8 protein-coding genes are annotated in these 12,648 nt (G+C 43.5%); 2 read left to right on the top strand and 6 right to left on the bottom strand.

What is annotated here, in order from left to right:
* Positions 1–71: 71 nt before the first annotated feature.
* Together QZ407_RS12190 and QZ407_RS12185 are read left to right on the top strand one after the other, a co-directional pair.
* A complete protein-coding gene (locus tag QZ407_RS12190) occupies positions 72–3,104 on the top strand; it encodes a TonB-dependent receptor (protein WP_295771421.1) in 3,033 nt (1,010 codons plus the stop codon).
* A gap of 18 nt (positions 3,105–3,122) precedes the next feature.
* Entirely contained in the window at positions 3,123–4,919 is a 1,797-nt protein-coding gene (locus tag QZ407_RS12185; protein WP_295771420.1) for a RagB/SusD family nutrient uptake outer membrane protein, read from the top strand.
* Positions 4,920–5,097: 178 nt separating this feature from the next.
* Here the strand turns inward: QZ407_RS12185 and QZ407_RS12180 are convergent, their stop codons facing one another.
* The 6 genes from QZ407_RS12180 to QZ407_RS12155 all read right to left on the bottom strand — a co-directional run bounded on the left by QZ407_RS12180 (position 5,098) and on the right by QZ407_RS12155 (position 12,473).
* A complete protein-coding gene (locus QZ407_RS12180) occupies positions 5,098–6,348 on the bottom strand; it encodes a GTP-binding protein (RefSeq protein WP_295771418.1) in 1,251 nt (416 codons plus the stop codon).
* A gap of 122 nt (positions 6,349–6,470) precedes the next feature.
* On the bottom strand, positions 6,471–7,376 hold the full coding sequence (cysD, locus tag QZ407_RS12175; RefSeq protein WP_295771414.1) for a sulfate adenylyltransferase subunit CysD: 906 nt from the start codon (positions 7,374–7,376) through the stop codon (positions 6,471–6,473).
* A 15-nt stretch (positions 7,377–7,391) separates the two neighbouring features.
* The gene (locus QZ407_RS12170; RefSeq protein ID WP_295771411.1) at positions 7,392–8,099 is read right to left on the bottom strand and encodes a phosphoadenylyl-sulfate reductase; all 708 of its coding nucleotides are present in this window, start codon (positions 8,097–8,099) and stop codon (positions 7,392–7,394) included.
* A complete protein-coding gene (locus tag QZ407_RS12165) occupies positions 8,100–9,614 on the bottom strand; it encodes a TSUP family transporter (RefSeq protein WP_295771408.1) in 1,515 nt (504 codons plus the stop codon).
* The gene (cobA, locus tag QZ407_RS12160) at positions 9,592–10,386 is read right to left on the bottom strand and encodes a uroporphyrinogen-III C-methyltransferase (protein WP_295771405.1); all 795 of its coding nucleotides are present in this window, start codon (positions 10,384–10,386) and stop codon (positions 9,592–9,594) included. The genes QZ407_RS12165 and cobA overlap by 23 nt, the downstream gene beginning before the upstream one ends.
* Positions 10,383–12,473: a nitrite/sulfite reductase gene (locus QZ407_RS12155; protein ID WP_295771403.1), complete on the bottom strand. Its 2,091-nt coding sequence runs from the start codon at positions 12,471–12,473 to the stop codon at positions 10,383–10,385. The genes cobA and QZ407_RS12155 overlap by 4 nt, the downstream gene beginning before the upstream one ends.
* Positions 12,474–12,648: the final 175 nt, after the last annotated feature.

Raw genomic sequence — 12,648 nt, 5'->3', positions numbered from 1 at the left:
GATACCGCTTGAGTGTATTTGGTATAGGGGGCGAATGTAGGCTCGTTTGGCTCATTGAAAATTTTATTACTATGAAAAAACTTTATTTAATGTGTTTACTGCTTATTGCAGTAATGGGCGTTCAAGCTCAAACGCGCACGTTTAGCGGCCGGGTTTTGGACGCTGGTAACAGCGATCCGCTAATAGGTGCAGCTGTTACCCTGCAAGGTTCAACCACAGGCTCCATTACCGACGTTAATGGTAAGTTTTCCCTTAATGTTCCGGCCGGTAATGTTACGCTTGTAGTTAAATACGTGGGCTATGCAGACCAAACCGTAACCTTTACCGCAAACGATCAGGATGTGACCATTAAACTGGCTGTACAGCAAAATGCCCTTGAGGATGTGGTGGTAGTTGGTTTCGGTACCATTAAACGTCGCGACCTTACCGGTGCTGTTGCGTCAGTTAAGGCATCAGACATTGTAAGAGCGCCAACGCACAATCCGCTTGAAGCAATTCAAGGTAGGGCAGCAGGTGTTGATATTACCCGTAGCTCAGGAAATGCAGGTGCCGGAGTAGATATCAGATTACGAGGTACCCGGTCTATTGCTAATCCAATTACTACAGCTGCGGGTATAAATCCTAATGCGCCGTTGCTGGTAGTTGATGGTGTTCAAAACGGAGGAAGTATCAACAACATCAACCCTAATGATATTGAAAGTATAGAAGTATTGCAAGATGCCTCATCTACCGCTATTTATGGTTCACAGGGTGCAAATGGTGTAATCATCGTTACTACAAAAAAGGGAATATCAGGAAAAGCTAAAGTTTCATACAACGGATATTATGGCGTAAATGGCTGGACTCAGTTTCCTAAGCCCCGTCAGGGTGAAGACTTTGTTAATCTGCGTCGTGAATCATACCGAAATGCTGAGGGAGTTATCCCGGCAGATAACGTAGTGTTTCCTATTCCAGGCGAGCTTGCGGCCGTACAAGCTGGACAGTACGTAGATTGGATGGATTTGGCTACAAAGAATGGCAGCCAGCAAAGCCATACAGTTAGTGTACGTGGTGGTAGTGAAAATACCAAAGCTGCTTTTTCGTTAGGTTACTTCAGAGAGGAAGGTCAATTAGTCAATAACAATTATACCCGTTATAACTTTCGTTATAATGTAGATCATAAACTAAATAGCTGGGCAAAAACAGGTATTTTGGGCCAGTTGGCTTTCAATAAAACCAATGCTCGTCGTGATCCTATTTCTACTGCTTTAACAGCTATACCACTTGGAACTCCGTTTAATGCCGATGGATCAATTAACCCGCTACCAATTGCTGGGGCAGCCAATACTTTAAGCCCGATTACTGATCAACGTCCGGGTGCTGCAGTTGACGAAACTGTTGGTAATGAAATTAACGCTACAGCGTGGTTAGAATTAACACCTATAAAAGGTCTAACATTTCGTTCGAACTTAGGAACGGTTTTGGCTAACAGCCGTCGCGGTCAGTTTAATGATGCACTTTCTTTAAGTCAAAACAACCAACGTTATTCAGCGGCATCCATCTATAATTTCAGTTCAAGATATTACAACTGGGATAACATTATTACCTACAACAAAGAAATTCAAAAGCACAGTTTTACAATAACAGCTTTAACAAGTTATATTCATAACGACCAGGAAGATGCAACTGCAGGTGGCATCAGGGGTGTATTAAATTCTCAGTCCTTTTATAATTTAGCAGGTAGCGAGGCAAGTAGTCGTACCACTTTATCTACCTACAAACGTAATGACCTGTTGGCTTATGCAGGCCGTTTAAACTATGGGTTTGATGGTAAATACCTGTTTCAGGCAACCATGCGTTGGGATGGCTCATCAAGACTTGCACCTGGTAACAAGTGGGATTATTTTCCTTCGGTATCCGGTGGATGGGTAATCAGCAGAGAAGACTTTATGAAAAACGTAAAGCAACTTAACAATTTAAAGTTAAGAGCAAGTTACGGTGTTAGTGGTAACTCAACTATTGATGCATATGGCACACAAAGTTTACTATCATCAATACGAATGGGTTTTGGCAATGTTGCTGCGCCAGCATATACTTTTAACGGAACGGTATTATCGCCAGATTTAGGTTGGGAGAAGTCAGCTACGCTTGATATAGGAACAGATATAACAGCATTTAATAACAGAGTAACGTTAAATGTTGATTGGTATCGTACAAAAACGAAGGATATTCTATACTTGCGTAACTTGCCTCAGTCGTCTGGGCAATCGCTTGTTTACCAAAATATTGCCTCCACTCAAAATTCCGGTGTAAATATTGCATTATCCACTGTAAATATTCAAAGTAAAAATTTTAAGTGGTCGAGTATGGCTACGTTCTCTCACAATGCTGAGAAAATTACCGGTTTAGTTGACGGGAAGGACATATTCAGTTCCAATCAGGAGCGTGGTTCATTGTTTATCGGGTCACAAATCGAATCTTTTTACGGTTACAAAAAAATTGGTATTTGGCAAAATGGCGAAACGGGTACAAGATTTGGAAGCTTGACAGGTACGCAGTACAAACCCGGTGATATTAAGGTAGAAGATTTGAATGGAGATGGTGTAATTGATCCTACAAACGACCGTACTGTTATAGGCCATGCACAGCCTCAGTGGTATGGTGGCTTACAAAATACATTTACCTACAAAAATTTTGATCTGAACATATTTTTAGTTGCCCGTTACGGACAAATGGTTTACGGTGAATTTTTGGGAAGATATGATCCGTCTGCAGCTCAAAACGGACCTGCTAATTTCGATTACTGGACGCCGACCAATCCGTCAAATGATTTTCCACGACCAGGAAGGGGCAATTTAAGTAACCTCTATAACAGCAATTACACCTCGTTATTTTATATAGATGGCTCGTTCTTCAAAATCAAAAACGTGTCATTAGGATACACGCTTCCTAAAAGTGTTACAGATAAATTCAAAGTGGGATCTTTTAGGGTATATGCTACCGCGTCAAACATGTTTACGTTCACTAAAAACGATTTATTAAAAAATTACGATCCGGAACGAGGTGGTGCTGAATCTTCACCGCTTAGTCGTCAACTTGTTTTTGGTGTAAATCTGGACTTTTAATACAATATATAAATTGTCATGAAAAAAAATATATATAGAATTGCCGGTGTTGGTGTGCTTGCTGTTGCAATGCTATCATGTAATAAACGGCTAAATGAATATAACCCGGGAGGTGCAACAGCCGACGCTACCTGGACAACGCCTCAAGGATTTGTAACCGCAGTTAATGGTGCGTACCAGGAGCAAAGGGCATATTATGGTAAAGAAGATGGCCCGTTAATATCAGAGGGTGGTACGGATTTGTGGTTTACTGCAAATAAAATCAGCTATGCAAACCAGGTAACTAAATATATCAATTTGATACCTGCCACAAATAACTCATCTTTTACAATTTTCAGGCTCTTTTACCGGGCAATTAATCAGTGTAATGCTGGCATCAATCGCATTGACGGTGCCGGATTTACAGACTTAGGCGAGAAAAATCGCAGATTGGGTGAGTTAAGGTTTTTACGCGCATTTTATTACTGGCATATTGTTGAACAATTTGGTGGTGTAAATTTACGGACTACGGAAACTAACTCAGTTGAGCTTACTGCACAGCGCAGCCCTGTAAGTGCGTTTTATGATTTAATTATAAGTGATTTAAAGTTTGCTGCTGATAATTTACCCAATGCCAGCTTTTATGGATCAGGTATAGCCGGTGAGTATAGCCGTGCTTCAAAGAAATCGGCCCTGGGAATGTTGGCACGTGCTTATCTTTCAAGAGCCTATTATGCAACCGGTCAGGAACGTACCGACTACTTTACACTTGCAAAAAATACAGCAAACGATGTAATTGCAAGGAAGGGTGAATTAGGCACAGACTTGTGGGCATCTCCTGCAGAATTATGGAATCCTGCCAACAACAAGAATAACAAGGAAGCGCTTTATATTATCAGTAACTCAACCAATCAGCAATTAGATTATGATGATAACGCTAATCGCTTGCATGCTTGGTTTTTAACTACTTACAACGGTCGCCCAGGCTTGGTAAGAAGTATTCAATACGGTTTTGATAACCAAAAGCGCTTGCAGCCTACACGTTACTTACTTAGTTTATTCAACGAGCAGTTAGATGCCCGCTATGCGGCCAGCTTTCAAGAAAACTGGATTGCGAACACAGCTTACACATGGAATGCATCAGCTGCAAATACTTTTGGGAAAGCACCAAGCGTAATTGGTACGCAATTAATTCCAGGTCAAAGCCTGGCAATGCAGCTTACCAAGCAGGTGGTAGCTGACAAAGCGACCAAACCTTATGTTGTGTACGATATCAACGATATGTATAATGTATCGGCCACAGATAGTAGAGTGGGTACAATAAAATCTTTAACTGATTTTATACCCATGATTAAGTTTTTAGATTACACACGTACATTGCCTGATGCACAGCCGGGTTTTAATGATATAATGGTAATAAGATTTGCCGAAATGTATTTAATATCTGCTGAGGCTGAATTTAAATTAGGAAACATCGGAGCCGCAGTTGAAAAGCTTAATGTTTTAAGAGCAAGGGCAGCTGTGAAAACTCCTGTTGACCGTACTCAGGCATTTCAGGCTACAACCCAAGCATCATTAACAGCAGCTGAAACGTTAGAAGAAGGAGGCGGAATATATTTTATTTTGGCCGAGCGTGCGCGTGAGCTATGTGGTGAACACCTGCGTTGGTACGATTTAAAGAGAACACTTACCGATGAGCAGTTTGCAGCTTACATAAAGAAATTTAATCCTGATATCACTGACGTTCAACCTTTCCACAGGTTAAGGCCGGTACCATTAACAGAGTTAAATGCTCTTACCAACGGTGCTGAGTTTGGACAGAACCCTGGTTATTAGGCTGTAAAAACTGATCGTCGTAAAGGCAGGCAGATGAATCATCAGCCTGCCTTTTTCATTAGGAAATTATTTTAGTCACGCATCCTGCTCAAATGATATACGCTTAACAAAAAAGCAGATCAACCCGACCTGCTTTTACTACTACTGTTAAACATTTTATAAAGAACTATGGATTGGCTTATTCAACCGCTGCGCGCAGCATAAGAGCGCCCACGGTAACATTGGTGCGGCTATCAATGATGATAGCACCGCCGTTGGCTTTGTTGTTTTGGTAAACGTCAAAAGCCAGTGGGTCGGCCGTTTTAATGATGACACGGCCTATATCGTTCAATTTAAATTCTTCCTCGTACACCTTATCTAAGGTGTTGATATTGAATTTGTACAATACCTCTTGTATGCGGCAGCGGGTTACTTTGCTGTTATGCTGAATGAGGTAGGTGAGCGAAGTATCCAGCGCGCGGGTGTCCATCCAGCACAAGTCGGCTTCAATTAATTGAGATACCTCAGGTTTAGCCGAACTGTTTACCAGCACATCGCCACGGCTAATGTCTATATCATCCTGCAAGTGTATAGTAACCGATTGTCCTGCAAAGGCTTCGTCGAACTCCTTGTCCAGTAACTCTATCTTGGTAATGGTTGAGCTAAAGCCCGATGGTAGTACGGTAACCTGGTCATTCACCTTGAATGCACCGCTCGATATGCGACCGGCATAACCACGGTAATCGTGCAGTTCTTCGGTTTGAGGCCTTACCACCCACTGTACCGGGAAACGGGCATGAGCCGCGCTGTCATCCACCGGTATTTCGGCAGTTTCGAGGTGCTCCAATAGATTTTTACCATTGTACCAAGCCATGTTGGCCGATTGATTTACGATGTTGTCTCCTTTTAGTGCACTTACCGGAATGTAGGTCACATTTTGCAGGTTAAGCTTTGACGCCAAAACTTTATACTGACTAACAATTTGGTTAAAGGTAGCTTCATCGTAGTCTACCATATCCATTTTGTTTACACAAACTACCACCTGCGGCAGTGCCAGTAACGATACCAGGAAAGAATGACGGTTAGTTTGCTCAACCACACCTTTACGCGCATCAATCAAAATGATAGCCAGGTTAGCGTTTGATGCACCTGTAACCATGTTACGGGTATACTGGATATGCCCCGGCGCATCGGCTATGATGAATTTACGTTTTTCGGTTTGAAAGTATTTGTAAGCCACATCAATCGTAATGCCCTGTTCGCGCTCGGCTTTAAGGCCGTCTGTTAAAATGGCAAGGTCGATGGTGCCGTCGTCGTTTTTACGGTTTGAGCGGTGCAGGGCCTCCAGTTGGTCGGCCAAAATAGCGTCAGTATCATATAACAGACGGCCAATGAGGGTGCTCTTACCATCATCAACACTACCTGCGGTTATAAACTTTAATATCTCCATTATTTTATTTGGTGATTGATATGATTTTAGGATTGATTCCACCGATTACTTGATTTTGCGTTCTAAATGGGTGAAATCACTTTTAAAATCATTTTCATCATACATTCAATACAAAAAACAAATTAAAAATATCCACCCTTCTTACGGTCTTCCATGGCCGCTTCCGACACCTTGTCGTCCATACGAGCACCGCGTTCGCTTATTTTGGAAGCACTTATTTCGTCAATGATGTCGTCAATCAGGTAGGCATCTGATTCTACAGCCGCCGTACAGGTCATGTCGCCCACGGTACGGAAACGCACGTTGCGGCGGGTAATCACGTCTTCCTCATCCATATTCAAGAACTCGGCGGCAGCCATTAACTGGCCGTTGCGGGTAATACAATCGCGCTCGTGAGCAAAGTAGATGCTTGGCAGGGCTATGTTTTCGCGACGGATATAGTTCCACACGTCAAGCTCGGTCCAGTTACTTATCGGGAACACGCGTACGTTTTCGCCTTTGTGAATTTTACCGTTGTAAATGTTCCAAAGCTCCGGGCGCTGGCGTTTAGGGTCCCACTGGCCAAACTCATCGCGTACTGAAAATATGCGTTCCTTGGCGCGGGCTTTTTCCTCATCGCGGCGGGCACCACCTATACAGGCATCAAATTGATGATGGGCAATGGTATCTAACAGGGTAACCGTTTGCAAAGCATTACGACTTGCATTTTTGCCTTTTTGCTCAATGGCTTTACCCTGATCTATCGAATCCTGTACATGGCCGATAATGAGCTTCTCGCCTAAGCGGGCAACCATCTTATCACGGTATTGAATAGTTTCAGGGAAATTATGGCCGGTATCAATATGTACCAGCGGGAACGGAAACTTACCGGGACGGAAAGCTTTCTCAGCCAAACGTACCAAGGTAATTGAATCTTTACCACCCGAAAACAACAGGGCAGGTTTTTCGAACTGACCGGCTACCTCGCGCAAAATATGTATGGCTTCTGCTTCCAGTTCGTCCAGGTAATCCAGGTTATGCTTACTCATGTTTATTCACAAAAATTATTTAGTAACTGCATGCAAACCGCATTCCTTTTTCGATTGGTCTTCCCACCACCAGCGGCCGGCCCTGAAATCTTCGCCCGGTTGTACGGCGCGGGTGCAGGGGGCACAGCCAATGCTCGGGAAGCCACGGTCGTGCAGTGTATTATACGGTATGTTATTATTCTTAATATAGGTTTTTACCTCATCCAAAGTCCAATCAAAAATAGGGTGGAACTTGGTTAGTTGGTTGCCTTCATCCCATTCAACATTGTTCATGTCGAGGCGGTTGGCTGATTGTTCGGCACGTATGCCGGTTATCCAGCATTGGTTGCCAGCAAGCGCACGTCTCAATGGCTCAATCTTACGTATTCCACAGCATTCTTTTCGGTTTTCAACCGATTCGTAAAAGCTGCTTGGGCCTTTAGTGTTAACCATTTGCTCGAGTGCCTCATGTTGCGGATAGTAGGCGTAAATGGGCTTTCCGTACATTTCCATAGTACGGTTCCAAACGTAATAGGTTTCGGGAAACAGGCGGCCGGTTTCGAGTGTAAAGACTTTAATGGCCAGGTTATTAGCAAAAATCATGTGACTAATCACCTGATCTTCCCAACCAAAACTGGTAGAGAATACCACCTTACCCGGAAAGGCATTGGCCAGCCAGGCCAGCGCCTCAACCGGCGACAAACCTAGTGTATGTTCTTTTATATGTTGAACGAAGCTGTTCATTTACAAAACTTTTGAAGCGAAGCCATAAATACTTTTAAGGCTTACCAATATTACAATGATACCCACCGCTACCATAATAACCTTAACAGATATACGATTTGATATACGTGCCGCAATGGGTGCTGCCAAAGCACTGCCAATTATTAAACCGGCAATAGCGCTCCATGGCGCACTGTTAAGCATAATAAGGAAAGTAAGCGAACCAATCATCGCTATAAAGAACCTGGTTAGCTTAACGGTACCTAATGAAAAACGCGGGTGACGGCCACCGGCAATTAACGATGAAAGCACAATAGAACCCCAGCCACCACCGCCAACGGCGTCAATAAAACCGCCGCCTAAACCCAGTAATGATATGCGTTTGATTTTTTTATCGCCCGATTTTCTTTTACCGGCCTTAAATGCTTTGGATAGAATTACAGAACCTAATATTAGTGTATATACCGACACCAAAGGCTTGGTATACATACTATAATGCTCTAATGACGATACCAAATAAGCACCCGTTAATGCACCCAATATACCGGGGATAATGAGCAATTTGAATAGTTTCCAATTAACGTTACCCATGCGGTAATGCATCCAGCCGGCAATGCCGTTGCTCATAATCTCGGATAAGTGCACCGCCATACTTGCTGATGCCGGCGTAATACCCATCGATAGAGAAAATGCCGTGGAAGTTACTCCGTATGACATGCCAATAGCGCCATCAATCATGGCAAATACAAAGCCTGCTGCCAGGAAGTAGTAAAATATATGGTCTATACCCGCTACATAAGATTGAAATGCCGGCTCGTTAAACCAAAGGGCAGTAACGGCAATACCTAGCGATACCACGATGGTAAGCCAAATGAGCCATTTAAAATTCTTCTTTTTAACAGGCTTAGGTTCAACCAGTGATGCTGTAGCTTTATTGAGCGCTATTACTTTGCTGGCAAAATCGCCGCTCAGCGTGTTACGCAGGGCACTCATTTGCTGTAGCGTTGTATCCAGCTCAGCAGGTAGGGCCTCGTTCAAAACTTCTTTTAAACGCTTAGCTACCGTGGGCGATTTGCCATTGGTAGAGATAGCCACTTTTAAATCGCCTTTTTTAACAATAGAACCTAGGTAGAAGTCGCATAGCTCAGGCTTATCGGCTACGTTTACGAGGAGTTTACGGTCGTGTGCAGCCTGGCGGATATGCTCGTTCAGAATGTTATCTGCAGTAGCGGCAACTACCACCTGCGCATCATTCAAATCATCAGCCTCAAAGCTTTTTTGATTGATGGTTACCTGTGGAAATTTTGATACAAAATCAATTACTCCGGGCAATACGGTTTGGGCCACAATGGTCACCTTTGCCAACGGACTGTTATTAAGCAAAGCAGTAAGTTTTTCTAAACCTACATTGCCTGCGCCAATAAGCACCGTGTGCAAATGGTTAAGCTTCAAAAAAACAGGAAAAAGCTGGTTGCCTTGTCCGGTTTCTTGCGCTTCCAAAGGGGCTGTATCGTTATTCCTGGGCAACGAGCTCATAAAATTCGCGGATAGGTGAAAACTTTGGATGTAACGATACTACATCACCAAACACCATCATAGCCGGGGCTTTAACTTTATTTTCCTGGGCAAGTTCAACGATGGTATCAACAACGCCAATTACCACTTTTTCGTTTTTGGTCGAACCGCTTTGTATAAGCGCTACCGGTAAACGGTGTTTATCTTGTGCCTTAAAAATCTCGGCAATTTCGGCCAGCTTATGTAAACCCATCAATACTACAACAGTAGCTTTACTGCGGGCTGCATCGTACAAATCGTTTGAAATTTCCTGGCTGGCAGTTGTTGCTGTAACCACCCAAAAGCTCTCACTTAAGCCACGGTGGGTTACCGGTATTTGCTGTAAGCCGGGTACGCCAATTGAACTTGATATACCGGGTATAACCACAGTAGGAATGCTATAAGAAGCGGCAAAATCCAACTCTTCATAACCACGGCCAAATACAAAAGGGTCGCCGCCTTTTAAGCGCACTACATGGCCGTAATTAATGGCATAATCGATCATTAGTTTATTTACGGCATCCTGTGAGTAGCTGTGGTCGCCTGAGCGTTTGCCTACGTAAACCTTATGCGCTGTTTCAGGCGCAAAGCTTAGTAACTCTTCGTTTGCCAAAGCATCGTACAACACCACATCAGCGGTTTGCAGGGCCTTCATGCCTTTAATAGTAATTAAATCGGCATCACCGGGACCGGCACCTACCAGGGTGATTTTCGGTTCTTTTACAGTTGTTTTATTTTGAGTGGTTATGATCATGATAATTTTAGCGCCTCTCTGTTCGCTTTCATCTCGTTTAAAAATTCTTCGGCGCTTTGTTGGTAAGCTGAAGCAAATGCTTCTGAAGGTTCATTCTGATTAATTTGCAACACTAAATCGTTAAATGAAACAGGTAGTGTCACCAAACCTGTTTCTACAAAGTGTGCATCAAACTCTTTTATTACAGTTGCCTGGGTGCTACAGTTAACACCTTTATCTAACAACAGGGCTTTAGCCGAACTCAATAAAGTGTTGTAGCTATGGTAAATGGCATCGGCCCAACGGCTCTCGGCAAAAGCCTCTTTGCCCCAGCTCAATTTTTCTTCGGCTTCAAATAGTAGAGTAGCCACCAAGTCAACCATTACGCCGGCACACTCGCCCACACCAATGGCAGTGGCAAAGGTTTCTTCGTGGCCCCAGTCTACAAATTCTTCTTCGGTAAGGGTAGTCAAATCGGCCAGTGGTTTAAGTAACTGGTAAAAGTAATCCTTGCCTTTGGCATCGTAATAGTTATGGAATGTCTCTTCGCTAACTGCGTTTTCTTTGTAGTCATTCAAAACCGAACGTAATACGTGTGTGGCCCGTTTAGCAGGTACTTTGATAACTTTATCGGCCGCACGGCCAATACCATCTCCAACTGTACCGCCGCCCAATAGCACCTGTACCGATGGTAGCACGCGTTTATCAGCTTTTAGTGAGCTTCCGTGAAAGCCAATGTGCGCCAATCCATGCTGGCCGCATGAGTTCATACAGCCGCTGATCTTTATCTTAATGTCGCGGTTGTAAATGAGGTCTTCGTATTCATTGTAAATAACGTCTTCCAATACTTTTGAAAGCGTCATGCTGTTTGATATGCCTAAGTTACACGTATCAGTACCGGGGCAGGTAGTTACATCGGCTACACTGTCGAAACCTGGTTCGGCCAGTTGCAACGCATTTAAGGCGTTGAACAATGCCGGTAACGATTCTTTACGTGCGTACTTTAATAATAAGCCCTGGTTTTGGGTAACTCTTATTTCATCGGCTACCAAGCCGCGTATACCGTCAACAAGTTTACAGGCTTCGGGTGTATGAATATCGCCAACGGGCACTTTCACAAACACGCCGTAAAAGCCGGTTTGCTTTTGCTCAAATACATTGGTAGCTAACCATTGCTCGTATTTTAAAGGGTTCTCAATAGTTACTTCTATGGTGTTAAATGCTTCCGGCGCCTCAGGTTGAGGTACGGCATTGCGGTTTACTTTAAAGGCTTTTACTTTGTTTGCGGTTTTTTCCAGTTCGGCTAAACGTATAATTTCATCAATACCAATTTTGGCAACCAGGAACTTTAAACGCGCCTTATTACGGTTATTACGTTCACCATAACGGTCAAACACGCGAATGATTGATTCGGTATAAGGAATCAGTTCATCCTCGGGCAAAAACTCTTTTACTAAATGTGCTAATGAAGGTTGGGCGCCCAAACCGCCGCCCAGCATTACTTTAAAGCCACGTTCTTCGCCTCGAAGTTTAGGAATAAAGCCTAAATCATGTATATAGCTGAAACCGGTATCGGCCTCGCTTGATGAAAATGAGATTTTAAACTTACGACCCATTTCCTGACAGATAGGGTTACGCAAAAAGTATTCGAACACCGCATGCGCATAAGGCGATACGTCGAACGGTTCCTGCGGGTCAATACCCGAGGTAGGAGAGGCTGTTACATTACGTACGGTGTTACCGCAGGCTTCGCGCAGGGTAATATCATCCTGCTCCAGTTTTGCCCAAAGCTCGGGCGTACGGTCTAAACTAACGTAGTGTATTTGTATATCCTGGCGGGTGGTTAAGTGCAGATTGCCGCTGCCATACTCATCGGCAATATCGGCAATGCGCAGCAATTGTTTAAAGGTAACCTTGCCAAACGGCAGCTTAATGCGTACCATTTGTACACCCGGTTGGCGCTGACCATACACGCCACGTGCCAGGCGCAGGCTCCTGAACTTTTCGTCATGAATTTTACCTTCACGAAAAGCCCTGATCTTTTTTTCAAGGTCAATAATATCCTTTTCAACTACCGGGTTCTCCAGTTCGGTCCTGAAACTTTGCATGTTTAACAGTATTCAAAAACGCCTCTTTCAGTTGTTACCGGAAGAGGCGTTGTATAGATTAATCACTTAAAAACGGTTCTATAAAAGCCTTCTCACGTTGCTGTGTTACAGCAGCAAATGCAAATACAGCAAGTGGTAAAATCGTTAGTGGCTTTCATTATAATTTCAAATATAT

The organism is uncultured Mucilaginibacter sp. (genome assembly GCF_913773635.1).
In the GTDB taxonomy this organism is placed as follows: domain Bacteria; phylum Bacteroidota; class Bacteroidia; order Sphingobacteriales; family Sphingobacteriaceae; genus Mucilaginibacter.
Note: the sequence above shows the minus strand (reverse complement) of the source record. Positions and strands in the feature narration are given on the sequence as shown.